The organism is Streptomyces sp. NPDC048370, assembly GCF_043200825.1.
GTDB lineage: Bacteria > Actinomycetota > Actinomycetes > Streptomycetales > Streptomycetaceae > Streptomyces.
In genome coordinates this window covers 193,892-216,322 of sequence record NZ_JBICYI010000011.1, presented here as the reverse complement: position 1 = coordinate 216,322, position 22,431 = coordinate 193,892, and the positions used below count along the sequence as shown (strand labels likewise).

Sequence of the window (22,431 nt, the reverse complement as noted above, 5' to 3'; positions counted from 1 at the left end):
CAAGGAGATCGCACGATGCTGCCCTGGAAACACGCGCTCAGAACGCTCTCGGTCCTGCTGCTGACCGCCGCCGCGACCCTCGCCCCCACCGCCTCGGCCCAGGCCGCTCCCGCCCAGGCCGCCGCCCCCAGCCGGGGCTGGAACGACTTCTCCTGCAAGCCGTCGGCCGCCCACCCGCGCCCGGTCGTGCTGGTCCACGGCACCTTCGGGAACTCCATCGACAACTGGCTGGCCCTCGCGCCGTACCTCGTCAACCGGGGCTACTGCGTCTTCTCGCTCGACTACGGCCAGCTGCCGAACGTGCCCTTCTTCCACGGGCTCGGCCCCGTCGACAAGTCCGCCGAACAGCTCGACGTCTACGTCGACAAGGTCCTCGCGGCCACCGGCGCCCCCGAGGCCGACCTCGTCGGGCACTCGCAGGGCGGCATGATGCCGCGGCACTACCTGAAGTTCCTCGGCGGGGCCGAGAAGGTCAACGCGCTCGTCGGGATCGCCCCCGACAACCACGGCACGACCCTCCTCGGCCTCACCAAGCTCCTGCCGTACTTCCCCGGCGTCGAGGACTTCGTCACGAAGAACACCCCGGGCCTCGCCGACCAGATCGCCGGCTCCCCGTTCATCACCAAGCTCAACGAGGGCGGGGACACGGTTCCGGGTGTCACCTACACGGTCATCACGACCAAGTACGACGAGGTCGTCACCCCGTACACCTCGGGATTCCTCGACGGCCCGAACGTCACCAACGTCGTCATCCAGGACAAGTGCGCGCTCGACCTGTCGGAACACGTGGCGATCGGGACGGTGGACCGGGTGACGTTCCACGAGGTGACCAACGCCCTCGACCCGGCCCACGCGACCCCGACCACCTGCCTCTCCGTGATCGGCTAGCGGGCGCTCAGCGCTCAGCGCTCAGCGCTCAGCGCGCGGCGCGACGGCTCCTGCGGGTCGCCCCGAAGAGCACGGCCGCGCCGAGCGCCAGGACGGCGGCGCCACCCATCGCCAGGTACGAGGTGGTGGCGTCGCCCCCGGTCTCGGCGAGCCGCTCGCCCGTGTCGGAGCCCGCCGCGGCGGGCGCGTTCGGCGCGGGCGTGGCGGCCTGCTCCGAGGGGGGCGCCGGCCGGGAGGACTGCGGCGCCGCGGCCGTCGCCTCCGCGCCGGTCCCGGCGTGGTTGTCACCGTGCCCGCCGTGCTCCACGGAGGACTGGTCCTCCCCCTCCTTGATCTCCTCGTCCGTCGGCGCGGACGCGGTCGGGGCGGGCGCACCGCCCGTGCTTCCGTTGTCCTTGCCGAACACGACGTCGGAGCAGGTGTAGAACGCCTCGGGAGAGTCGGAGCGCTGCCAGATCGAGTAGATCAGGTGGCGGCCGGACTTGTTCGGGATCGTGCCGTCGAAGACGTAGTCGCCGTTCTCCATGCGCGGGTCGGTCACCGTCGCGAAGGGCTTCGTCTCCAGGTCCGACCACTTCAGCGGCTTCGAGGGGTCGTAGCCGTCCTTCGTCACGTACAGCTCGAACGAACCCCGGTGCGGGGCGGTCCCCTTGTAGCGGAAGGTGTGCTTGCCGGAGGCGAGCGTGCTGGCCGGCCAGTCGCCGCGCGCCAGGTCCAGGCCCCGGTACTTGTCGTTGCCGGCGCTGCACAGCTTGCCGTCCGGGATCAGGTCGCGGTGCTTCCCCGCGGCGTTGGCGATGTTCACCGCGTTCCAGTCGTAGAACGCCTGCGCCCCGCTCGCCGCCACGGCCGCCTTGCACGCCGCCGACTTCGGGCTCTCCGGCCCCTCCGCGTAACAGGCGGACACCCGGCTCACCGGATCCGTCATCGACCCGTGCGCCACGGCCGGAGAGGCGCCGAGCCCGGCGAGCGCGAGCGGCGCGACACCGAGGAAGAGGACGGCGGACGCGGTACGGCGAGCGGTCATGGTGAACAACTCCTTCGAGGGGGGACACGTGGGGGTTGCTCAGCAAGCTAGCCGCCGAAAACCGCGAAATCGGCTGCGAGGAGGGGGTGATGGCGATCCTTATGGTCGCTTTAAGGAGCGGCTAAGCGGCACCACAGAGACGCACCTCCACAGGCACGTACGTCCACGGCCTCCGAAGGCTCCCCGCCGTCAGCCCCGCCGTCAGCCCAGCCGTCGGTAGCGCCGCTCCGGGCGTCCCGTCCCCCCGTACCGCAGCGTGATCTCCGCGCGGCCCGTCTCCGCGAAGTACTCGAGATAGCGGCGCGCGCTGACCCGGGAGAGCGCGCCCGCCTCCGCGCACTCCGTCGCCGACAGGCCCTCCGGGTGCGCCCGCAGGATGCCGTCCACCAGGTCCGCCGTGTGGGCGGCGAGGCCCTTGGGGAGTTCGCGCGAGCCGGGCGGGCGGGTGCCGAAGATCTGGTCCACGTCCTCCTGGCGCGCCTCGTCCAGCGCGTCCAGGCGGGTCCGCAGCGAGGCCACGTGCCGCAGCTGCTCCTGCAGCGCGGCCTGGTTGAACGGCTTGATCAGATAGTGCAGCGCCCCCGCCCGCAGCGCCGAGCGGATCATGCCCGCGTCCCGCGCCGCCGTGATGAACAGGGCGTCGACCGCGAGACCGGACCCGCGCAGCTCGCGCAGGACGCTGATCCCGTCCATGTCGGGCAGGTAGATGTCGAGCAGGACGAGATCAGGGCGCAGCCGGTCGGCGAGGCGCAGCGCCTCACCGCCGCTGTGCGCGACCCCGACGACGGAGAAACCGTCCACAGTCGACACATATCGGCTGTGCAGCTTCGCGACCATGAAGTCGTCGTCGACCACCAGCACCTTTGTCACGCCGACACGCTAGGTCGCGACCACAAGGACCACAACGTCCGTTGATTGCGGAAGAGAGACAGGTTCTTAACGCGCGGGCAACATGTGGGCCACTTCACACATCTATCGAGAGGCGGCACACGTGCGTCTGCGCACCCCCCTCGCCCTGCTCGGGGCCGCGCTGCTGGTGTTGGTGGGGCCGCCCCTGCTCTCCGCCGGCAGCGGCTCCGACACCGGCACCCAGATCCCCGGACTGCGGTTCATGGTCCCCAACACACCCGGCGGCGGCTACGACATCACCGCCCGCACGGCGGCGAAGAACGCCGAGGACGCCGGTCTCACCACCGACATCGAGGTCTTCAACCTGCCCGGAGCCGGCGGCACCGTCGGCCTGACCCGGCTCGTCGGCGAGCACGGCAACGGCAAGGTCGCCATGTCCATGGGCCTCGGCGTCGTCGGCGCGGTCCACACCAACAAGACCCCGAAGACCCTCGCCGACACCACCCCGATCGCCCGGCTCACCATGGAGCCCGACATCGTCGTGGTCGGCAAGAACTCCCCGTACAAGACCATCCAGGACCTGGTCACCACCTGGAAGAAGGAGCCCGGCAAGCTGCCCGTCGGCGGCGGCTCCTCGCCCGGCGGACCCGACCACCTCGCCCCGATGCTGATGGCCCGCGCCGCCGGCATCGCGCCGAAGAGCGTCAACTACATCCCCTTCGACGGCGGCGGCGAGCTCCTCGCCTCCATCCTCGGCGACAAGGTCGCCTTCGGCGTCTCCGGCCTCGGCGAGTACCGCGACCAGATCGACTCCGGCGAGCTGCGCCTGCTCGCCGTCACCGGCCCCGAGCGGGTGCCCGGCCTGGACGCGCCCACCCTGCGCGAGGCCGGCCTCGACACCGAGTTCATCAACTGGCGCGGGATCGTCGCCCCGCCCGGCCTCTCCGACGCCGAGCGCGACAAGCTCGTCGGCCTCGCCACGAAGCTGCACGACTCCCCGCAGTGGCGCGAGTCGCTGAAGAAGAACGGCTGGCACGACGCCTTCCTGCCGGGCGAGCAGTTCGGCACCTTCCTCGCCGAACAGGACAAGCAGGTCGCCTCCGTACTGAAGGAGCTGGGACTGTGACGACCACCAGGTCCACCGAGACCACCGCGCCCCCCACGACACCGACGAGGACGTCCTGGCTGCGCGACCACTCCGAGCTGGGCGTCAGCCTCCTCCTCTTCGTCATCGGCGTCCTCGTCCTCACCGACGCCCTCACCATGACCGTCGACATCGCACAGCGCGGCCCCGTCGGCCCCAGGACCGTCCCGGTGGTCGTCGGCGCCGGCCTGCTGGTCGTCGCCGTCCTCCTCGCCGTCGACGTCCTGCGCGGCGGCCGGGGCGAGTCCGAGGGCGGCGAGGACGTCGACCTCTCCGAGCCCAGCGACTGGCGCACGGTCCTGCTCCTCGCCGGAGTCTTCCTCGCCTTCGCCGTCCTCATCGGACCGGTCGGCTTCCCCGTCTCCGGAGCCCTGCTCTTCTGGGGCGCGGCCTACGCCCTCGGCAGCCGCCACCTCCACCGCGACCCGCTGATCGCCGCCGGCCTCTCCCTCCTCACCTACGTCGTCTTCAACAACCTGCTCGGAGTACCGCTGCCCGGCGGCCCGCTGATGGGAGTGCTCTGACCCATGGACTCACTGAACTCCCTGATCGACGGCTTCGGTACGGCCCTCACCCCGATGAACCTGCTGTGGGCCGCGATCGGCGTGCTCCTCGGCACCGCCATCGGCGTCCTGCCCGGCATCGGCCCCGCCATGGCGGTCGCCCTGCTGCTCCCGGTCACGTACGGACTCGAACCGACCGGCGCCTTCATCATGTTCGCCGGCATCTACTACGGAGCCATGTTCGGCGGCTCCACCACCTCGATCCTGCTCAACACCCCCGGTGAGAGCGCGGCCGTCGTCGCCGCCATGGAGGGCAACCCCATGGCCAAGGCGGGCCGGGGCGCCCAGGCGCTCGCGGCCGCCGCGATAGGCCACTTCACCGGCGGCATGATCGGCACGCTGCTGCTCGTCGCCCTCGCCCCGACCGTCGCCGCGCTCGCCGTCGACATCGGCGCGCCCGACTACTTCGCCATCATGGTCCTCGCGTTCATCGCGGTGACCTCAGTCCTCGGCTCCTCCCGGATCCGCGGCCTCGCCTCGCTGCTCATCGGCCTCACCCTGGGCCTGGTCGGCCTCGACCAGATGACCGGCCAGCAGCGCCTGACGTTCGGCTCGCTCCAGCTCGCCGACGGCATCGACGTCGTGATCGTCGCGGTCGGCCTCTTCGCCATCGGAGAGGCGCTGTGGGTCGCCGCCCATCTGCGCCGGAACGCCGGCGAGGCCATACCGGTCGGCCGGCCGTGGCTCGGCAAGGACGACGTGCGGCGCACCTGGAAGTCCTGGCTGCGCGGCCCCGTCATCGGCTTCCCGTTCGGCGCGATCCCGGCCGGCGGCGCGGAGATCCCGACCTTCCTCTCGTACGTCACCGAGAAGCGGCTCTCCAAGCACAAGGACCAGTTCGGCAAGGGCGCCATCGAGGGCGTCGCAGGACCCGAGTCGGCCGCCTCGGCCTCCGCCGCGGGCACGCTCGTCTCCATGCTGACCCTGGGCCTGCCGACGACCGCCGTCGCCGCCGTGATGCTCGCCGCCTTCCAGCAGTACGGCATCCAGCCGGGACCGCTGCTCTTCGAACGCGAACCCGACCTGGTCTGGGGCCTGATCGCCTCGCTCTTCGTCGGCATGGTCCTGCTGCTCGCGCTCAACCTGCCGCTCGCGCCCGTCTGGGCCAAGCTGCTGCGCATCCCGCGCCCGTACCTCTACGCCGGCATCCTCTTCTTCGCCGCCGTCGGCGCGTACGCGGTCGGAGGCGAGGCGCTCGACCTGGTCATCCTGCTGGTCATCGGCCTGATCGGCCTCGGCATGCGACGGTACGGACTTCCCGTCCTGCCCGCCGTCATCGGCGTCATCCTGGGCCCGGCCGCCGAACAGCAGCTGCGCCGCGCCCTGCAGATCAGCGACGGCTCGCTGACCGGCCTGGTGAACACGCCGTTCTCGGTGACGGTCTACGCCGTGGTCGCGCTCCTGCTGGCCTGGCCGCTGCTGAAGAAGGTGATCGTCCGCCGCCGCGACGCCTCGGCGTGATCCGTCCCCGCGCCCACCCGGACACCGGTGGGCGCGGGTGGCGTGAACCGACCGTACGATCGTATGCAGTGCAGTGAGTGCCTCAACTCGCCCCCGATAGGGTGAGTTTCGGCCAGCTCATGGCGTGATCCGGTATCCCTGGCGGGCGATACACCCCCCACCTCGAAGGGATCACCCCTCATGCGTATCCGTCTCGCCCTCTCCCTCGGCTCGCTGCTGGTCGCAGCGGCCGCCGGTACCGCCCACGCGGGCCCCGCCGACGCCCTCTCCGTCGACGCGTACGGGACCGTCGCCGCCGACGGCACGGTCACCCTCTCCGGCACGTACCGCTGCCTCGACGACAGTGCGGGCCCGGTCTTCGTCAGCAGCACCCTCGTCCAGAAGGACCGTTCCGTCGGGATCGGCGGAACCCGGGCCGTCTGCGACGGCCAGGTCCACGACTGGTCCAACTCGGGCGTCGTGAAGGAGCCCGCCTACCGGACCGGCGCCGCCCAGGTGAAGGCCACCCTGATGCAGCTCACGCCCTCGGGCCCGCTGGGCGTGCCGATGCCGGGATTCCTCGCGGCGGAGGAGGCGGACGTCATCCTCGGCTGACGGCCGTCCGCCCGCCGAGCAGCCGGACCAGCCCTTCGCGGCCGAGATGTTCGAGCTCGTCGAGGGCCGTGACGGCGCGGGCCGCCGCCGCAGGGTCGGCGGCGGCCAGGCCGCTCGCCGCGAACTCGTCCTCGTCGAGGCGCAGCACCTCGCTGCCGTCCGCCGACACCCACAGATCCAGGTCCAGGTCCTCGACCACGACCTCGCAGCCGTCGACGACGGCCGGCCGGGTGATGTCGCAGTACCAGCCCTTGAGCGTCCCGTCCGAGGACCGGACCTCCTTGACCGCGAACCAGCGGTCCCGCCAGTAGTGCTCGACGAACACGTCGCCCGGCTCGAACCGTACGAAGCCGAAGTCCCGGACCCCGTCGGCGGCCCAGGGGGCGCGCACGGTCAGCCGTGAGCCGTCGTCGGCGACGACATCGGCGGGATACCGGATCTTCGTCCGCCCGCCCTTCACGAGTACGACCTCGACCGCGCTCCGGCCCTCTACCTCTACCTCGACCTCGACCTCAACCGAGCGTCCGGACATGGCGCACCTCCGTCGCACAGATCTCGTAACCGAACCACTTGTTGATCGCCAGCATCGGCTCGTTCCCGGCGTCGTTCCCGGTGAACGCCTCCGTGCAGCCCGCCGCGCGGGCCCGGTGCAGCGAGTCGTTCTTGGCGAGCTTGGCGAGCCCCCGCCCCCGGAACGCCGGGTCGGTGCCGGTCATCCCCGTGCTGTACCGGCCCCGGCCGTCGGTCTGGGCCGCGCTGAACGCGGCGGCGCGGCCGTCGACCACCGCGACCGTGGTCAGCTCGGGGTCGAACAGCGGGTGGTTCCACGTGGTCGCGAGCCAGTGCTCGTAGTCCGTCAGCGTGGCACCGACGTCGCCGGGCTCGTCGGCCGTGGTCACCGCGTCGAGCACGAACAGCGGACGGGGATCGGCGGCGAACGAGGCGGCGGTCCGCAGCTCGACGCCGGCCGGCGGCTCCTGCAGCGGCGGCAGACCGGCGGTGAGGTCGAGGCGGAGGAAGTGCGCGGAACGGCGGGCCTCGTACCCGTGCCGCTCGGCGAAGGCACGGAACTCCGGCTCGTCGAGCACCCAGCTGTACAGCGTGGAAGCCCCGTGCTCCGCGAGGTGCTCCTCGGAGGCGCGCACAAGGAGCGAGCCGGCACCGAGGCCCCGCTTCTCCGGGTGGACGTAGACGTTCACCGAGCCGACTCCGGGCTCGGGCGCGTCGTGCGCGACCCGGACCTGGGAGGTACCGACGATCTCCCCGTCGACCTCGGCGACCAGGGGGCGCTGGTGGGCGTCGGGATGGGCGTGCGTCCAGTCGAAGGCGGCCTGGGTGCCGGTGGCGAGCATGTAGGGGAGCGCGGCACGCCGGACGAGGGCGAAGGCCTCGGCGTCCTCAGGGCGTACATCACGGACGATCACAGTCATGGTGCCGCAGGCTATGTGGGGGAGTGGCGCGGCCGCCTCCCATTTTCACCCGGGGCGGGGGCAGAATCGGCGCGTGACATTGCGAATCACCGTGGACACGGCTTCCTCGACCGCCCCGTACGAACAACTCCGCGCCCAGATCGCGGAACGCGCCCGCTCGGGAGCCCTGCCGGTCGGCTACAAGCTCCCGACGGTACGGGGCCTGGCGGAGGACCTCGGCCTCGCGGCGAACACGGTCGCCAAGGCGTACAAGTCCCTTGAGGCGGACGGCGTCATCGAGACGCGGGGCCGCCTCGGCACGTTCGTCGCGGCGGCGGGCGACGCGGCGGCCCGCCGGGCGGCGAGCGCGGCGGCGACGTACGCGACGGAGGCGAAGCGCCTGGGCCTGACCAGGGAGGCGGCGTCGGCGGCGATCTCGGACGCGCTGCGGGCGACGTACGGGGCTTGACCCCGCGTCGCGGGCGGCCGGGCCCGACGCCCCCACGGGGGCGGCCGGGTCGACCACTCCCACGGGGGCGGCCGGGTCGACCACTCCCACGGGGCCGGCCCGAGCCCGACACCACGCCGAACGGCCCCGGTTCACGGGGCCGTTCGGCGGTGGCCCACCGCCCTACAGGTAGAGCCCCGCCTCCGGCGTGCGGGACTCCGGGATGCCCGTGGGTGACGTGCCGCGACGCAGCGCGTACAGCTCCGCCAGCGTCGCGCCCTCGCGCCCCACGCCTTCCTCCGCCCCGAGCCACCCCACGGCCTCCGCCCGCGTGAGCCCGCCCACCTCGATCCGGGCCAGGCACCGGCCGGGGCGGACCACGGCGGGGTGGAGCCGCTCCAGGTCCTCGTTGGTGGTGACGCCGACGAGGACGTTACGGCCCTGACCGAGCAGCCCGTCCGTGAGGTTCAGGAGCCGGGACAGCGCCTGCCCCGCCGTGTGCTTCGCCTCGCCGCGGATCAGCTCGTCGCAGTCCTCCAGGAGCAGCAGCCGCCACCGCCCCTTCGCCGTGCCCTCGTCCTCGCCGATCGCGATGTCCATCAGATAGCCGACGTCGTTGAAGAGCCGCTCGGGGTCGAGGACGCAGTCCACCTGGCACCAGTCCCGCCACGACCGGGCCAGGGTGCGCAGCGCCGAGGTCTTGCCGGTCCCCGGCGGCCCGTGGAGCAGCAGGAGCCGCCCGGCGATGTCGTCCGGGGTGACCTTCATCAGCCGGTCCATCGCATCGGCCACCGGCGCCGTGTAGTTGGGCCGGATCTCCTCCCACGTCCCCGCGCTGATCTGCCGGGTCGTCCGGTGCGGGCCGCGCCGGGGCGACACGTACCAGAAGCCCATCGTGACGTTCTCGGGCTGCGGCTCGGGTTCGTCCTTCGCCCCGTCCGTCGCCTCCTTGAGGATCCGCTCCGCCAACTCGGAGTCCGTCGCGGTGACGGTGACGTCCGCGCCCCGGTTCCAGCGGGAGATGAGCAGCGTCCAGCCCGCGCCCTCGGCGAGCACGGCGGCCCGGTCGTCGTCCTTGGCGGCCCGCAGCACCTTCGCCCCGGCGGGAAGGAGCGTCGCGGCGGGCTTCACCCGGTCCAGGGTCGTGCTCTGCGCGTGCGGCTGCTCGCCGGTGGTGAAGCGGCCGAGGAAGAGCGCGTCGATGACGTCGGACGGCGAGTCGTTGTCGTCGACGTTGAGTCGGATGGGCAGCGCCTGCTGCGGCTCGGACGGCACCGACGGCGCGGCCGACGCCGCCGGTACCGGCGATTCGGACGCGGAGGACACGGACGGCTCGGACGGCTCGGACGGTTCGAACAGGACGGACCCCTCGGCTGGCTTGGCTGACATGGCGCCCATGATCCGGCAACGGGCCACCCCGCGCACCGTGTTTTGGCCACCACCAGCGGAAAGCCGCACCAGCGCAAGGCCGCCCCGGCGGAAGGCAGGCCCCCGCCACAGGCAGGGGCCTACCTCGTCAGAGCCCGGACCTCCCGGCCGCCCGAACCGCGCCACGTGTGCGGCGGACCATCGCGTACCCCTTGGTCAGCGCCCGGTCCTTGGCGAAGGTCCGTCCGATCGCACGGCCCTCCACCAGGCGGGCGAACTGCTCGATGTCGGTGGAGCGGCGCACGGTCAGCCGTTCCAGGGCGTACGGTCCCTGGCGGCGACGCGCGGTGGTGTTGCCCACCGCGAGCGCCTGGGCGTAGCCGGCCGCGCGGACCGTCCGGCGGACGCGACGGTCGGAGTAGCCGTACGGGTAGGCGAAGGAGGCCGGCGCCCGGCCCAGCTCCTCGCGGACGATCTCCTTGCAGCGCAGGGTCTCGTACCAGAGCCGCCGGTCGTCGACCTGGTCGAGCGGGGGATGGCTGTGGCTGTGGCCGCCGATCTCCGTACCGGCGGCGGCGAGTTCACGTACCTGGTCCCAGTCGAGCATGGTGTCCAGGGCCCCGCCCTCGTCGTACGTACCGCGCAGCCAGCCCGTGGAGACGAACACCGTCGACGCGAAGCCGTGCTTGGCGAGCACGGGCAGCGCGTGCCGGTGCACGCCCTCGTAGCCGTCGTCGAAGGTGATCAGGACCGGGCGCGCGGGCAGGCTCCCGCCCGTGCGCCAGGCCTCGGCCAGCTCCGCCGTGGTCAGCGGGGTGAGCCCGCGGTCGGCCACGACCTCCATCTGCGCGGCGAACGCCTCGGGCGAGACGGACAGCCGGTGCGCGGCCGGCGCGGGCTCGTGGCCCACGGCGTGGTACATCAGGATCGGTACCGGTCCGTTCACGCGGCCACCTCCGGAGCGGCTGCCTTCTTCGGCGCGGCCTCCGTCTGCACCGCTCCCTCCTGTGCCCGCCCCTCCTGCACCGCCCCCTCCTGTGCCCGCCCCTCCTGCACCGCCCCCTCCTGCGCGTCCGGCCAGTTCGGGATCGGGCCCGACGAGAACGTCGCCCCGCCCCCGCGCGCCCGTACCGCCGCCCGTACGTAGCCGCCCGCCGCGAGCGCCACGCCCGCCACGATCGCGCCCGCCCGGCCCGCGCCGCCCGGTCGCCCGAGCAGCGCGTCCCGCAGGCCGCGCACCACACCCGTGGGCAACACCCTTGTGGTGTAGCGGCGTTCCGCCTCCAGGGCCCGGCCCGCGCCGACGCTCCTGGAGACGAGCGCCTTCGAGAGCCCTTCGGCGTACGTCCGCGTACGGAAGTAGCCGAAGCGCTCGCGCGCGGCCGGGACCTTGTGGTGGATGACGGCCCGGTCGTCGATCAACAGGACCGCGTCCGGGAGGGCTTGGGAGAGCCGGATACAGAGCTCGGTCTCCTCGCAGCCGAGCGGCCGCCGGTCGCCGTCCCGCCCGATGCCGGTGGCGAAGCCGCCCGCGGCGTCGAAGGCCGTACGACGGAAGGACGCGTTGCCGCCGAGCACGTTCCGCACCCTGACCCGTCCGGCCGGGAGGCCGCGGTACGTGCAGCCGACGACCCAGTCGAACTCCTCGGGGAACCAGTCGGGCCGCCGGCCCGAGGCCCAGGCGGGCAGGGTCCGGCCACCCACCGCCATGACGTGCGGGTCGTCGTAGCCCGCGGCGAAGTACCGCAGCCAGTCCCGCTCGGCCACGGCGTCGTCGTCGAGGAAGGCCACGAACTCACCGCGGGACGCGGCGATTCCGGTGTTGCGTCCGGAGGACAGGCCGCGGGGGCCCGCGTTGGCGAGCACCCGCACCTCCTCCTCGTGTTCCGCCCCGTCCGGGAGCCGTCCCGAGGGCCGTCCCGCGAACCGCTCCGTGAGCCGAGCCAGGAGCCGCTCGTTGTGGTCGACCACGAGCAGGATCTCCCGCGCCGGACGCGACTGGTTCCGTACGGAGTCGACCGCCGCGAGGATGTCCTCCCAGCGCTCCTCCGTGTAGACGCAGATCACGACGGAGAACTGACGATCGCTCAAGACACCTCTCCCCGAGGGACGTTGACCGAGAAGGCGGTCGGCCGGCGGCGGGCCGCGCGTCTCACGCCCTTCTCCCTGAGGATGACCTTGAGCACCCGGATGCCGTCGCGCACGGCGTTGAGGTTGCTGACGCCGTGGATGCGCAGGTACTCGTGGCTGGGCACCTCCTGGACCTTGAGGCCGGCCTTGACGACCCGGATGTTGATCAGGGTCTCGATCTCGAAGCCGGTGCAGTCCAGGGTGATCTTGTCGAGGCAGTGCCGCCAGAAGGCGTTGTAGCCGTAGCAGAGGTCGGTGTAGCGGGCGCCGAACTTGCGGTTGACCAGGGCGCACAGCGCCCAGTTGCCGAGCCGGCGGATCGGCGTCATGTCGTCCGTGCCGCCGCCGTTGGCGAATCGCGAGCCCTTGGCGAAGTCCGCGCCGCCGACGAGGGCGGAGACGTAGGAGACGATCTCCTGGCCGTCGGCCGATCCGTCCGCGTCGACCATCACGATGATGTCGCCGGTGCAGGCGGCGAAGCCGCTGATGAGCGCGTCGCCCTTGCCCTTGCCGACCTGCTTGACGACCTTGACGTCGGGCCGGAGTTCGCGGGCCACGTGCACGGTGTTGTCGGTGGAGTTTCCGTCGACCAGAACGACTTCGTGGATCCAGTCCGGCAGGGACTTGAAGACGTACGGAAGATTTTCCGCTTCGTTCATCGCGGGGATGACCACGCTCACCGGCGGTGTGATCGCCAAATGCGAGGTGATCGCCTTGTATTGGGCCGCTATTCGGCGCTGATCGCTCGGGTCCACCGCTTCGTGGTCGGTGACGGCCGGGCGCAGGAATGAGCTCATGAGTGGTGTTTCCCTCTCGTCCGGTGGACCGCCCGCCCCCGGGCTGTCCCGTGGTCTGTCCGGTTACGAAAGGGGGGTCCCCACCCCGTCCGAGCAGCGACGATCGCCGTCCGGGCATGGGTGGGTTGGCATCTCAGACCGCGCGGCACGCGACCCGGCGCACGCTTGCGCACGCCGAGCACAGCACCCCCCTACCGCGCCCCGCCCCGACTCCGTCGCGTCGCTTGAGCCCTCCCCTGAGCTGTAGCGCGACGGGTCGATGCGGGTGAGATGTACGACGGTATTGATGAATGCGACTGTATGGCAAGCCCTGGATCTGATGCTCCCGTTTCCGGTAATTGGCGAGCCTTCGGCGGTCAGATACGGAAGCGTCCCGATCGGTTTTTCGCAATCCGCTTTTCTGGTGGTGCCATTGAGGTCGAATTGAACTTCTGCACATTGTTGTGCGAATTCTTTTCGATCCATGATCCATCAGGTGGCTTGAACTCGACGGTCATCGAGGGTCGCTGACGGGGGGTCGGCAAGATCTCGCCAAATCTTCTTGGCATGGACACTTCCAGCAAGGCCGGATCGGCTGCTACTACCTAGTAACGCAGAGATCCTGCTACAGGGAGGTTCCATGAAACTGTCCCGATTCGCGGCATTCTCGTCCTCGCTCCTGCTCGGTGCCGTCCTCGCCCTCACCGGGGCGGGAGCCGTTCAGGCCGCCGAAACCGCCGCTCTCGACTATGTGGCGCTCGGCGACTCGTACTCCTCCGGCGTCGGAGCGGGGAGCTACGACAGCGCCAGCGGCGACTGCAAGCGCTCCACGAAGGCCTTCCCCGTCCTCTGGAAGAACGCGAACTCACCCTCGTCCTTCGCGTTCACGGCATGCTCGGGCGCCCGAACGGGTGATGTCACGAGCGGTCAGCTCGGACCCCTCTCCACCGCCACCGACCTGGTCTCCCTCACCATCGGAGGCAATGACGCCGGCTTCGCCGACGTCATGACCACCTGCGTCCTCCAGTCGGAGTCCGCCTGTATCAACCGAGTGAATCAAGCCAAGGCCTATGTCGACAGCACCCTGCCCGGGAAGCTCGACTCGGTGTATTCGGCCATCAGAGCCAAGGCCCCGAACGCCCGGGTCGTCGTCCTCGGCTACCCGCGCTTCTACAAGCTCGGCGGCGGCTGCGTCGCCGGGCTGAGCGAGAACGAACGGCGCGCCATCAACGAGGGGTCGGACCTCCTCAACGAGGCCACCGCCAAGCGCGCGGCCGACCACGGCTACACCTTCTCCAGCGTGGTCCCCGCCTTCACCAACCACGAGATCTGCTCCAGCGCGTCCTGGCTGCACAGCGTCAACTGGCTCAACATCGGCGAGTCCTACCACCCCACCGCCGCCGGCCAGTCCGGTGGCTACCTGCCCAGCTTCAGGGCTGTGGCGTAGCCGAGTCGCTCGGTGCGTCCGGGGAGGTGGCCCCGCCCGTCGGGGTCGCCTCCTCGCAGGTCACGGAGAACTCCACCCGGTTCGAGCGCTTCTCGACCGGAGCGCGCACCTCCATCCTGATCCGGTCGCGCCATGTCTCGTCCGCCCGGTACGTCAGCTCCGTGTGCTCGACGGTCTTCTCCCGCGGGCCGTCCGCCGGGAACTCCAGCGTCCGCCAGCCCTTCTCGGCCGAGGTCTCCCCGCTCTCCGTGACCCAGCGGTACTCCACCGACGCGGGCGTCCGGCCCACCGTGAGCGTGGCGGCGAAGGCCGGGGCCCGGTCCTCGGCCGGCGGGCAGGGGCCGCTGTAGTTCCCGCGCACGGCCCGTACGTACACCAGGACCGTCGCCGCGGGCGGAGCGGTGGTGGTGGCCGTGGCCGTCGGTCGTGTCGGCGTGGGGGCCGTGGTGGTCGCCGTGGTGGGCGAGCCGGTCGAGGGCGTGCCCGTCGCCGGTGAACTCGTCACCGGGTGACCGCCCGTGCCCCCGCCGCCCTCGTTCCGCAGCAGCGCGTACGTCAGGGCGCCCACGGCGAGCAGCAGCAGGACCACCCCCGTCGCGAGAACGGCCACCGCCCGCCCGGAGCGGTCCTGCGACTCCCGGCCGTGCGGAGGCGGGGGCGGCGCCGGGTCGTGCGCGCCGGCGGACCCGGGCGACGGGAACGGCAGGGGCGGAGTCGGGGTAGGGCCCGTGGGTGCGGTCCGGCCCGGTTCGTCGTCCGAGGGCCGGCCGCCGGCTCCGTACGGCTCCGAGGCGTGCACCGGTCCCGACCGGGGCGACCCGCCCGCGCCGACCAGCCTCAACTGCCGCTCGGCCACGTCCGCTTGGAGCCGGTCGTGCGGGTCCTTGCGCAACAGGCCCTCGATGACCGGGGCGAGCGGGCCCGCGCGGTGCGGTGGCGGGAGTTCCTCGTCGACGACGGCGCGCAGCGTGGTCAGGGGCGTGTCCTGGCGGAACGGCGAACTGCCCTCCACCGCCGCGTAGAGCAGGACGCCGAGCGACCACAGGTCCGAGGCCGGGCCCGGAGTGCGGCCCAACGCCCGCTCGGGGGCCAGGAATTCGGGCGAGCCGATCAGCTCGCCGGTCATCGTCAGCGGAGACGTACCCTCCACCGCCGCGATCCCGAAGTCGGTCAGCACGACCCGGCCGTCGTTGGAGAGCAGGACGTTGCCCGGCTTCACGTCCCGGTGCAGCACCCCCGCCTCGTGCGCGGCGCGCAGCGCCGCGAGGACCTCGGCGCCGATGAGCGCGGCGCGCCGCGGCGGCATCGGCCCCTCCGCGTCCAGGACGTCGGAGAGGGTGAGGCCGTGGACCAGCTCCATCACGATCCAGGGGCGGCCGTGCTCGGTGGCCACGTCGTAGACCGTCACCACGTTCCTGTGGGTGATCCGGGCGGCCGCCCAGGCCTCCCGCTCCAGGCGTGCGTAGAGCCGCTGCTCGTCGGGGCCGCTCAGCCCGGCCGGGGCGCGGACCTCCTTCACGGCCACGTCACGGCCGAGGCTCTCGTCCCTGGCCCGCCAGACGGTGCCCATGCCGCCCTGCCCCAGGACGTCCAGGAGCCGGTAACGCCCCGCGATCACGGTCATGGCGCGTCCCCATCCGTCGTCGGCCCCGGTAGGTCCCGGTCGGATCCGGTCGGCCCGGTGGAGCATTTCTGCCCCCGGGTCGCGGACTTCGAACACCGCCCCGGAATCGCGAAGTGATCTTGGTGGCGGAGATCACACACCGTCAGCGGACCACGGCTGACGTCCTTGCGTGCAGGATGGTTCGTGACGGTTCGGCAGGTGTTCGAGACCTGTCCAACTCACCCTGGAATCAGATGGATTCGGACAGTAGTCGTCAACCCCCGTACGAGTGCGGTGAATCCTGCCGTCGGGATACACGAGTGTCACAGCGGAGCGATAGGGTTAACCTGCCCGGGCCGGGTGCCCTCGTTAGGGTGGGGAGTGTCATGGAACAGATAGCAATGCGCAGCAGGCCGCGAGTGCCTGCCATCACATGCGGGAGCAGTGCGACCAGTTCGCGGCTCGACCGTCATCTCGCGGTGCTCGGCGGCCCCGTCGTGCCTCAGCGCGAAGCGGCCGAGGCGACGCTGCTGATGCGCGAGCTGACCTCGCGCGACATCACGCAGACCCGCCGCAGCAAGAGCGCGCGCGTCTCGCTCTTCGCCCCTCTGCGGCGCCTCCGCCGCAGCCTGTTCGGCAGCAGAGGCTAGTCGCCCACCCGGAAGGGTTGTGGGCATACGTTCCGCAGGGCTGGGGATCCCCCAGGTGAAGCCCTGGGGGAAGGTGGTCACAACCCGAACGACGGCGGGCGCCCACCCTGCCGACCCTGAGGGTCGGCACGCCCGCGCACCTGTCACACCCGCCGCGCCCGCAACGCCTGTTTCACGCGACGACAGCGTCCATCCGTAGCGCCCGCAGCTCCTCCTGGGTGACGCCCAGCTCCCCGAGCACCGCATCCGTGTCCTCGCCCAGAGCGGGGATGCGGTCCATCCGGGCATCCGGTCCGTCCGGGAAGACCACCGGCGGCAGCAGCGACCGCAACGGCCCCACCGGCGATTCCACCTCCCGCCAGCGCTCCCGCGCCGCAAGCTGCGGATGCTCCGCCAGGTCCGCCACCGTGTTCAACCGGGCGCACGCGATCCCCGCCGCGTCCAGCCGCGCCAGCGCCTCCGCCGCGGTCAGCGGCGCCAGCGCCCCGGCCACCACCGCGTCCGTCGCCGCACGGCCGGCCACCCGGGCCGTGTTCGTCGCGAAGGCCGGATCGTCCGCCAGGTCAGGTCGCTCCAGCACCCGTTCCGCAAGGCGCCGCCACTCGCGGTCGTTCTGGACCGAGAGCAGCACCAGGCTCCCGTCGGCCGTCGGATAGGCGTCGTACGGCGCGATGACGGCGTGCGCGAGCCCCGTGCGCGCCGGGGCTTCGCCTCCATGCATCCCGTGGTGCAACGGATGCCCCATCCACTCGGCCAGCGAGTCGAGCAGCGACACCTCCACAGGACCGCCCCGCCCCGTCGTCCCGCGCCGCACGAGCGCGGCGAGCACCCCCGCGTACGCGTACATCCCGGCGGCGATGTCGGCCGCCGGGATCCCCGACTTCACCGGCTGCTCCTCGGTCCCGGTCACCGACACGAGCCCCGCCTCGCACTGCACGAGCATGTCGTAGGCCCGCTTGTGCGCGTACGGCCCGCCAGGCCCGTACCCCGAGACGTCGACCGCGATCAGCCGGGGATGCGCGGCGCACAGGGTCGCCGCGTCCAGGCCGAGCCGTGCCGCCGCCCCCTGCGCCAGGTTCTGTACGAAGACGTCCGCACCGGCCACGAGCCGGCGGACCAGGTCGAGACCGCGCCCGTCCTTGAGGTCGACGGCCACCGACTCCTTGCCACGGTTGCACCAGACGAAGTGCGAGGCGAGCCCCCGGGCCGCCGTGTCGTAACCCCGCGCGAAGTCACCGCCGTCGGGGCGCTCGATCTTGATGACCCGGGCGCCCAGATCGGCGAGCTGGCGGGTGGCGAAGGGGGCGGCGACGGCCTGTTCGACCGCGACGACCGTGATCCCCTCCAGGGGGAGTGGCTGAGTGCTCATGAATGCCCTGCCTACCCTGCGCCCGGCGGCTTGTCACCGTCGCTCTCGTCACGCCCTCCCGTCACGCGCGCCCCACGGGTCACCTCCGTGCGTACCGCCGTACCGCCAGCGGTGCGAACACCGCGATCAGTGCGAGCGACCAGAGCAGCGAACCCGCCACCGGATGGGCCACCGGCCAGGCGGCGTCCGTCGGGACCGGCGCGTTGCCGAAGAGGTCCCGTACCGCCGTCGTGACCGCCGAGATCGGGTTCCACTCGGCGACCGTCCGCAGCCAGCCCGCCATGTTCTCGGTCGGGATGTACGCGTTGGAGAGCAGCGGCAGCATGAACGTGGCGCTGCCCAGCTGGCCGGCCGCCTCCTCGCTCTGCGAGGCGAGACCGAGCAGGATCCCCACCCATGTCGCCGCGAGGCGGAAGAGCAGCAGCAGCCCGAACGCCCCCAGTGCCTCCAGGGCGGTGCCCTCGATCCGCCAGCCCATGGCGAGCCCGACCAGGATCATCGGGACCATGCCGACCGCGCTGGTCAGCAGATCGGCGAGGGCCTGTCCCAGCGGTACGGCCGCCCGGCTGACCGGCATCGTCCGGAAGCGGTCCATGACGCCCCGGTGCGCGTCCTGCGCCGCCTGGAACATCCCCGTCATCACGCCGCCGGCCGCCGTCGCCACGAGCAGGCCCGGCACCAGGTACGCCCGGTAGTCGGCGCCGGGCATGGCGAGCGCGCTGCCGAACACGTACCCGAAGAAGAGCAGGAAGACGATCGGCATCGTCTGGGTCATGACGGTGATCGCCGGGGCCCGGCGGACCTTCCGCAGATGACGGCCCAGGATCGCGACCCCGTCGTGGGCGAGCGCGCTCATGCGACGAGCTCCTTCCGGTCGGTGAGGCGCAGGAACACCTCGTCGAGGGTGGGCGGACGCAGCGAGGCGTCGACGATGTGGACCCCGGCCGCGTCGATCTCGCGGACGATCCGGGGGAGGGTCAGCGTGGTGTCGGTGGTGACCGCGCCGACCGTGCGGCGCTCCGCGTCGAGGACCGGGGCGGAGCCGGTCAGATGGTCGAGCACGGCCGCCGCCGCGTCGAGCAGCGCGGGGTCGGCGACCACCACCTCCGCCCAACTGCCGATCATCGCCTTGAGCTCGGCCGGAGTGCCGCGATGGGCCGCCCGGCCCTCGTCGATCAGCACGATGTCGTCGGCGAGCTGATCGGCCTCCTCCAGGTACTGCGTGGTCAGCAGCACGGTCGTGCCCCGGGACGCCAACCCCCGTACGGCGTCCCAGATCCCGTTCCGGCTGTGCGGGTCGAGTCCCGTCGTCGGCTCGTCGAGGAAGAGGACCTCCGGCGGCACGAGCAGGCTCGCCGCGAGGTCGAGCCGGCGGCGCATCCCGCCCGAGTAGGTGCGCGCGGGCCGCCCCGCCGCCTCCGTGAGCCCGAACTGGTCAAGGAGCTCGTCGGCGCGGGCGCGCGGGGCGCGCAGCAGCCGTGCGAAGAGCCGGAGGTTCTCGGCCCCCGAGAGGTCGCCGTCGACCGAGGCGTACTGGCCGGTGACCGCGATCCGTTTCCGTACCCCCGCCGGGTCGCGCACCACGTCGCACCCGGCGACCCGCGCGCTGCCCGCGTCGGGGGCGCCCAGCGTGGTGAGGACGCGTACGGCCGTCGTCTTGCCCGCGCCGTTGGGGCCGAGGACGCCGCAGACCGTGCCCTCGGGGACCGCCAGATCGAGCCCGCGCAGGGCATGGACCTCGCCGTAACGCTTCTGCAGCCCCTCACTAAGTACAGCGTACGTAGTAGTCATGGCCCGACCATACCCCACTACGTACGCTGTACGTAACTACGATGGTGGGCGAGGTGATGATCAATGGCGGGCCGAGCGGCCGAACCTGAAGTGATCTGGGCGCGCCCCGAGCGGACGGGCCGTGGCCCGAAACCGGCGTACAGCAGGGCCGACATCGTGGCCGCCGCCGTCCGCATCGCCGACGCCGACGGCATCGACGCGCTCTCCATGCGGCGGATCGCGGCCGACATCGGCTGCGGCACGATGTCGCTCTACAACTACGTGCCGCGCAAGGAGGATCTGTACGAGCTGATGGTCGACGCCGTCAGCGGCGAGTACGAGCTCCCCGACCCGCCGAGCGGGGACTGGCGCGCGGACATGCTCCACGTCGGCCGACAGGCCCGGGGCATCCTGCACCGCCACCCGTGGGTGATCAGGCTGATGACGACCGGGTACGCCTTCGGCCCCAACGCCCTGCGCTTCCTCGAAGGGTGCCTGGCCTGCCTGGACGGTCTCGACCTGCCGGGCGGCACCAAGATGGAGCTGATCGCGACCGTCAACGGCACCGTGATGACGATCGTCGCCAACGAACTCGCCCTCGCCGAGCGCGCCCGCGGACTGCCCTGGTCGGAGCAGCAGGAACAGGCCGTGCGCGGGGCCTATCTGATGGAGCGGCTCGCCGGAGGCGCCTACCCCCGGCTGGCCGCCGTGTTCGGTGCGGCCGGGGTCGAGCGCCTCGACCCCGAGGAGATCTTCGACCGGACGCTGGGGCGCGCGCTCGACTCGTTCGTCCAGGCGTAGACGGCCCTGGGGCCTGTCCGGCGGATCAGGGTCGGACACGCCCTAGAGCAGCGCGAACTGGCCCTCCGGGCCCTCCTCCTGATGGTCGAGGACCGAGGCGGGGCGGCGGGCCGTGTCCGGTACGGGCAGGACACCCGCCTCGCGCAGCGCCGCCCGGGGCAGCAGGGGCCCTTCCGTCAGCGCCGCGCGCTCCCCGTCCCGCGCGGCGAGCAGCGCGAGCACGGTGACGAGCTCCAGGAGTTCGGAGGTCCACTCCTGCGGCCAGGCCGCCGGGCCGATCGCCTCCAGGGCGCCGGGCTCGGCGGGCGCGGTCCGGTGCGTGAACCACTGCTCCAGCATCCGTACGCCCCCTACGTGGAACTCCCAGGCCTCGGCGGGGACGGGCGAGATCCTGCCGTCGTCGAGGGTCAGGGCCTCCTCCCCGGGCTCGTACGCGAGCGTGGTCGGCCGGGCCGGGATCGGCGCCCGGACGTAGGGGCGCCGGCCGCCGGGCAGCCGGGGTCGCTCGCCGCCCCGGGCGCCCCGCAGTTGGATGTCGGTGAGCCGGCGGCCCAGCTCCACACCCGTCGCCCAGACGTCCGGGTCCGCCGGGAGCGGGACGCGACAGCCCTTCGGGGAAGGGCGGGCGGCGGCCAGGGCCCAGGCCGGCACGTCGGGGGCGGTGACCCGAGTCCCGTACCGCTCGCTCAGCCAGGGGAGCAGGCCGGGCGCGAGGTTCGGCTCCTCGCCCCCGGGGCGGCGGAAGAGCGGACGGATCCGGCCAGGCCGGCCCGCGGGGGAGCGGCCCGCGGGCAGCGCCGCCGTCACCAGGAGCGCGGGGCCGGCCGCGCCCGGCACGTACCCCTGCTCGACGGCGAAGAGCTGGTGGGCGTCGGCGACCCGCCACAGCTCGGGGCGCGCGACGTCGATGAGCCGGTGATCGGGGAGCAGCCACTGCTCGTCGAAGGGGCCGTGGGCGAGCCGTACCGGCTCCGGGCACGGCCCCGTCTCGCGGGCGAACCGGACCGTGCCGGTCCGCTGCCCGGGCAGCGCGGCCACCGAACTCGACGGCGTACGCGCCCGGCTGGGCCGGAACAGCTCCTCGCGCTCCTCCGCGTCGGCGGCGACCAGCCGGTTCCAGCGCTCGCGCAGGGTGCGGACGTCAGGCGCCACGATCCAGGACCGGCCGAGCCGCAGCGGCGCGACGGACCACGGCATCAGCTCGTCCAGGAGGGGCGCGTCGTCCAGCGGTACGTCTTCGGTCACGCCCCGGATGCTAGCGAGCGTGCTCGGTGTGCTTCCAGCGTGCCTTCACGGCCACGGGCCACGGGCCACGGGCCACGGGCCACGGGTCACGGCCACGGCCACAGCCACGGTGGTCGGTGGCTCAGTGCGACGCCTCGACCGTCACCGTGAAGGAGAAGCGGTCGCCCCGGTACCGGATCCGGGCCACGTCCACCACCCGGCCCTCCTCGTCGTACGTGACGCCCGTGTAGTGCAGGATCGGCGAGAGCAGCGGTACCTGCAGGAGGGTCGCCGTCTCCGGGTCGGCGAGCCGGGCCTCGACCGTGTCCGTGATCCTGCTGATCCGGACCCCCACCACGTCCCGCAGCACCTTCGTCATCGGCCAGCGCTCCAGATCGGCCGGGTCGAGACCGGCCGCCACGTCCGGACGTACCGCGTTCTCCGCCCAGTTGGTGGGCTCGCCGCTCTCCCCGTCGCGCCGCAGTCGCTTGTAGGCGACCACCTCGGTGACGTCGGGGAAGAACTCGGCCAGCTCGCCGGGGACCGGCTCGGTGCCGTGGTCGAGGACGGTCGTCCGCTCGCCGGACTGCTGGGCCACGATCGCGTCGATCGAACCGAGCAGCCGGCGCGGGGAGGCGCGCCGGGCGCCCGGCTCGATGAAGGTGCCGCGCCGCCGGTGCCGGCTGATCAGGCCCTCCTCCTCCAGCTCCTTGAGGGCCTGGCGCATCGTCAGCACGCTCACGCCGTAGTGCGCGGCGAGCTGCTCCTCGGTGGGCAGCCGCAGCGAGGCGTCGGGCGTGCGGCCCAGTATGGAGGCGCGCAGCGACTGCGAGACCTGATACCAGAGCGGCAGCTTGCGGTTCAGGACCAGCGAGTCGGGAGCGAAGGCGGTCACGGCGTTCTCCGTACG

General features: G+C 72.3%; 23 protein-coding genes. 9 read left to right on the top strand and 14 right to left on the bottom strand.

Translation table 11 applies throughout. From position 1 onward, the window contains the following. Positions 1–15 precede the first annotated feature (15 nt). Entirely contained in the window at positions 16–888 is an 873-nt protein-coding gene (locus ACGFYP_RS23960) for an alpha/beta fold hydrolase (protein ID WP_361964762.1), read from the top strand. Positions 889–916: 28 nt separating this feature from the next. Here ACGFYP_RS23960 and ACGFYP_RS23955 read toward each other — a convergent pair whose 3' ends face one another. Together ACGFYP_RS23955 and ACGFYP_RS23950 are read right to left on the bottom strand one after the other, a co-directional pair. Then, positions 917–1,915 carry a lytic polysaccharide monooxygenase gene (locus ACGFYP_RS23955; protein ID WP_393497010.1) on the bottom strand — a complete coding sequence of 333 codons (999 nt, stop codon included), beginning with the start codon at positions 1,913–1,915 and terminating at the stop codon, positions 917–919. Positions 1,916–2,116: 201 nt separating this feature from the next. After that, positions 2,117–2,785: a response regulator gene (locus ACGFYP_RS23950; RefSeq protein ID WP_393497007.1), complete on the bottom strand. Its 669-nt coding sequence runs from the start codon at positions 2,783–2,785 to the stop codon at positions 2,117–2,119. A 121-nt stretch (positions 2,786–2,906) separates the two neighbouring features. On the opposite strand from ACGFYP_RS23950, the gene ACGFYP_RS23945 reads away from it, so the two are divergent. The 4 genes from ACGFYP_RS23945 to ACGFYP_RS23930 all read left to right on the top strand — a co-directional run bounded on the left by ACGFYP_RS23945 (position 2,907) and on the right by ACGFYP_RS23930 (position 6,526). Continuing rightward, a complete protein-coding gene (locus tag ACGFYP_RS23945) occupies positions 2,907–3,890 on the top strand; it encodes a Bug family tripartite tricarboxylate transporter substrate binding protein (protein WP_393497004.1) in 984 nt (327 codons plus the stop codon). Further along, on the top strand, positions 3,887–4,432 hold the full coding sequence (locus ACGFYP_RS23940; protein WP_393497001.1) for a tripartite tricarboxylate transporter TctB family protein: 546 nt from the start codon (positions 3,887–3,889) through the stop codon (positions 4,430–4,432). Before ACGFYP_RS23945 ends, ACGFYP_RS23940 begins: the two co-directional genes overlap by 4 nt. A gap of 3 nt (positions 4,433–4,435) precedes the next feature. Beyond that, a complete protein-coding gene (locus ACGFYP_RS23935; RefSeq protein ID WP_393496998.1) occupies positions 4,436–5,932 on the top strand; it encodes a tripartite tricarboxylate transporter permease in 1,497 nt (498 codons plus the stop codon). A gap of 180 nt (positions 5,933–6,112) precedes the next feature. Further along, the gene (locus ACGFYP_RS23930; protein ID WP_393496995.1) at positions 6,113–6,526 is read left to right on the top strand and encodes a DUF6299 family protein; all 414 of its coding nucleotides are present in this window, start codon (positions 6,113–6,115) and stop codon (positions 6,524–6,526) included. Here the strand turns inward: ACGFYP_RS23930 and ACGFYP_RS23925 are convergent. Together ACGFYP_RS23925 and ACGFYP_RS23920 are read right to left on the bottom strand one after the other, a co-directional pair. Beyond that, a complete protein-coding gene (locus tag ACGFYP_RS23925; protein WP_393496992.1) occupies positions 6,513–7,058 on the bottom strand; it encodes a DUF402 domain-containing protein in 546 nt (181 codons plus the stop codon). The genes ACGFYP_RS23930 and ACGFYP_RS23925 overlap by 14 nt on opposite strands. Beyond that, entirely contained in the window at positions 7,039–7,956 is a 918-nt protein-coding gene (locus ACGFYP_RS23920; RefSeq protein ID WP_393496989.1) for a GNAT family N-acetyltransferase, read from the bottom strand. Before ACGFYP_RS23920 ends, ACGFYP_RS23925 begins: the two co-directional genes overlap by 20 nt. 73 nt (positions 7,957–8,029) lie before the next feature. On the opposite strand from ACGFYP_RS23920, the gene ACGFYP_RS23915 reads away from it, so the two are divergent. Continuing rightward, positions 8,030–8,404, top strand: a complete 375-nt coding sequence (locus ACGFYP_RS23915; RefSeq protein WP_393496986.1) for a GntR family transcriptional regulator — start codon at positions 8,030–8,032, stop codon at positions 8,402–8,404. A 162-nt stretch (positions 8,405–8,566) separates the two neighbouring features. Here ACGFYP_RS23915 and ACGFYP_RS23910 read toward each other — a convergent pair whose 3' ends face one another. From ACGFYP_RS23910 to ACGFYP_RS23895, 4 genes are all read right to left on the bottom strand, one after another. Further along, on the bottom strand, positions 8,567–9,772 hold the full coding sequence (locus ACGFYP_RS23910; protein ID WP_393496983.1) for a DUF5925 domain-containing protein: 1,206 nt from the start codon (positions 9,770–9,772) through the stop codon (positions 8,567–8,569). A 127-nt stretch (positions 9,773–9,899) separates the two neighbouring features. Further along, a complete protein-coding gene (locus ACGFYP_RS23905) occupies positions 9,900–10,673 on the bottom strand; it encodes a polysaccharide deacetylase family protein (RefSeq protein WP_393497216.1) in 774 nt (257 codons plus the stop codon). A 20-nt stretch (positions 10,674–10,693) separates the two neighbouring features. Beyond that, entirely contained in the window at positions 10,694–11,842 is a 1,149-nt protein-coding gene (locus tag ACGFYP_RS23900) for a glycosyltransferase family 2 protein (RefSeq protein ID WP_393496980.1), read from the bottom strand. Then, on the bottom strand, positions 11,839–12,678 hold the full coding sequence (locus tag ACGFYP_RS23895; RefSeq protein ID WP_393496977.1) for a glycosyltransferase family 2 protein: 840 nt from the start codon (positions 12,676–12,678) through the stop codon (positions 11,839–11,841). The genes ACGFYP_RS23900 and ACGFYP_RS23895 overlap by 4 nt, the downstream gene beginning before the upstream one ends. A 619-nt stretch (positions 12,679–13,297) precedes the next feature. On the opposite strand from ACGFYP_RS23895, the gene ACGFYP_RS23890 reads away from it, so the two are divergent. Continuing rightward, positions 13,298–14,104 carry an SGNH/GDSL hydrolase family protein gene (locus tag ACGFYP_RS23890; protein WP_393496974.1) on the top strand — a complete coding sequence of 269 codons (807 nt, stop codon included), beginning with the start codon at positions 13,298–13,300 and terminating at the stop codon, positions 14,102–14,104. Here the strand turns inward: ACGFYP_RS23890 and ACGFYP_RS23885 are convergent. Next, positions 14,088–15,728: a serine/threonine-protein kinase gene (locus ACGFYP_RS23885; RefSeq protein ID WP_393496971.1), complete on the bottom strand. Its 1,641-nt coding sequence runs from the start codon at positions 15,726–15,728 to the stop codon at positions 14,088–14,090. The two genes, ACGFYP_RS23890 and ACGFYP_RS23885, sit on opposite strands and share 17 nt — an antisense overlap. 365 nt (positions 15,729–16,093) lie before the next feature. Between ACGFYP_RS23885 and ACGFYP_RS23880 the strand changes: the two genes are divergently transcribed. Beyond that, entirely contained in the window at positions 16,094–16,357 is a 264-nt protein-coding gene (locus ACGFYP_RS23880; protein WP_361964737.1) for a hypothetical protein, read from the top strand. A 172-nt stretch (positions 16,358–16,529) separates the two neighbouring features. Here ACGFYP_RS23880 and ACGFYP_RS23875 read toward each other — a convergent pair whose 3' ends face one another. The 3 genes from ACGFYP_RS23875 to ACGFYP_RS23865 form a co-directional block, all read right to left on the bottom strand. Then, positions 16,530–17,726, bottom strand: a complete 1,197-nt coding sequence (locus ACGFYP_RS23875) for a CaiB/BaiF CoA transferase family protein (RefSeq protein WP_393496966.1) — start codon at positions 17,724–17,726, stop codon at positions 16,530–16,532. A gap of 79 nt (positions 17,727–17,805) precedes the next feature. Beyond that, on the bottom strand, positions 17,806–18,582 hold the full coding sequence (locus tag ACGFYP_RS23870) for an ABC transporter permease (protein ID WP_393496963.1): 777 nt from the start codon (positions 18,580–18,582) through the stop codon (positions 17,806–17,808). Further along, entirely contained in the window at positions 18,579–19,517 is a 939-nt protein-coding gene (locus tag ACGFYP_RS23865; protein ID WP_393496961.1) for an ATP-binding cassette domain-containing protein, read from the bottom strand. Before ACGFYP_RS23865 ends, ACGFYP_RS23870 begins: the two co-directional genes overlap by 4 nt. A gap of 63 nt (positions 19,518–19,580) precedes the next feature. Here ACGFYP_RS23865 and ACGFYP_RS23860 point away from each other — a divergent pair, with 63 nt between their 5' ends. After that, the gene (locus ACGFYP_RS23860) at positions 19,581–20,297 is read left to right on the top strand and encodes a TetR/AcrR family transcriptional regulator (protein WP_393496957.1); all 717 of its coding nucleotides are present in this window, start codon (positions 19,581–19,583) and stop codon (positions 20,295–20,297) included. Positions 20,298–20,339: 42 nt separating this feature from the next. Here the strand turns inward: ACGFYP_RS23860 and ACGFYP_RS23855 are convergent, their stop codons facing one another. Both ACGFYP_RS23855 and ACGFYP_RS23850 read right to left on the bottom strand, forming a co-directional pair. Continuing rightward, positions 20,340–21,494, bottom strand: a complete 1,155-nt coding sequence (locus ACGFYP_RS23855) for a type ISP restriction/modification enzyme (RefSeq protein ID WP_393497212.1) — start codon at positions 21,492–21,494, stop codon at positions 20,340–20,342. Positions 21,495–21,663: 169 nt separating this feature from the next. Beyond that, positions 21,664–22,416: a GntR family transcriptional regulator gene (locus tag ACGFYP_RS23850; protein ID WP_361964729.1), complete on the bottom strand. Its 753-nt coding sequence runs from the start codon at positions 22,414–22,416 to the stop codon at positions 21,664–21,666. Between the last annotated feature and the right edge of the window lie 15 nt (positions 22,417–22,431).

What these genes read in the sequence shown, in the direction of transcription:
- ACGFYP_RS23885 (WP_393496971.1), bottom strand. Translation starts at nt 15,728, where the DNA reads ATGACCGTGATCGCGGGGCGTTACCGGCTCCTGGACGTCCTGGGGCAG.
- ACGFYP_RS23875 (WP_393496966.1), bottom strand. Translation starts at nt 17,726, where the DNA reads ATGAGCACTCAGCCACTCCCCCTGGAGGGGATCACGGTCGTCGCGGTC.
- ACGFYP_RS23960 (WP_361964762.1), top strand. Translation starts at nt 16, where the DNA reads ATGCTGCCCTGGAAACACGCGCTCAGAACGCTCTCGGTCCTGCTGCTG.
- ACGFYP_RS23910 (WP_393496983.1), bottom strand. Translation starts at nt 9,772, where the DNA reads ATGTCAGCCAAGCCAGCCGAGGGGTCCGTCCTGTTCGAACCGTCCGAG.
- ACGFYP_RS23890 (WP_393496974.1), top strand. Translation starts at nt 13,298, where the DNA reads ATGAAACTGTCCCGATTCGCGGCATTCTCGTCCTCGCTCCTGCTCGGT.
- ACGFYP_RS23935 (WP_393496998.1), top strand. Translation starts at nt 4,436, where the DNA reads ATGGACTCACTGAACTCCCTGATCGACGGCTTCGGTACGGCCCTCACC.
- ACGFYP_RS23930 (WP_393496995.1), top strand. Translation starts at nt 6,113, where the DNA reads ATGCGTATCCGTCTCGCCCTCTCCCTCGGCTCGCTGCTGGTCGCAGCG.
- ACGFYP_RS23905 (WP_393497216.1), bottom strand. Translation starts at nt 10,673, where the DNA reads ATGTACCACGCCGTGGGCCACGAGCCCGCGCCGGCCGCGCACCGGCTG.
- ACGFYP_RS23865 (WP_393496961.1), bottom strand. Translation starts at nt 19,517, where the DNA reads ATGACTACTACGTACGCTGTACTTAGTGAGGGGCTGCAGAAGCGTTAC.
- ACGFYP_RS23920 (WP_393496989.1), bottom strand. Translation starts at nt 7,956, where the DNA reads ATGACTGTGATCGTCCGTGATGTACGCCCTGAGGACGCCGAGGCCTTC.
- ACGFYP_RS23860 (WP_393496957.1), top strand. Translation starts at nt 19,581, where the DNA reads ATGGCGGGCCGAGCGGCCGAACCTGAAGTGATCTGGGCGCGCCCCGAG.
- ACGFYP_RS23855 (WP_393497212.1), bottom strand. Translation starts at nt 21,494, where the DNA reads ATGCCGTGGTCCGTCGCGCCGCTGCGGCTCGGCCGGTCCTGGATCGTG.
- ACGFYP_RS23925 (WP_393496992.1), bottom strand. Translation starts at nt 7,058, where the DNA reads ATGTCCGGACGCTCGGTTGAGGTCGAGGTCGAGGTAGAGGTAGAGGGC.
- ACGFYP_RS23955 (WP_393497010.1), bottom strand. Translation starts at nt 1,915, where the DNA reads ATGACCGCTCGCCGTACCGCGTCCGCCGTCCTCTTCCTCGGTGTCGCG.
- ACGFYP_RS23880 (WP_361964737.1), top strand. Translation starts at nt 16,094, where the DNA reads ATGGAACAGATAGCAATGCGCAGCAGGCCGCGAGTGCCTGCCATCACA.
- ACGFYP_RS23895 (WP_393496977.1), bottom strand. Translation starts at nt 12,678, where the DNA reads ATGAGCTCATTCCTGCGCCCGGCCGTCACCGACCACGAAGCGGTGGAC.
- ACGFYP_RS23870 (WP_393496963.1), bottom strand. Translation starts at nt 18,582, where the DNA reads ATGAGCGCGCTCGCCCACGACGGGGTCGCGATCCTGGGCCGTCATCTG.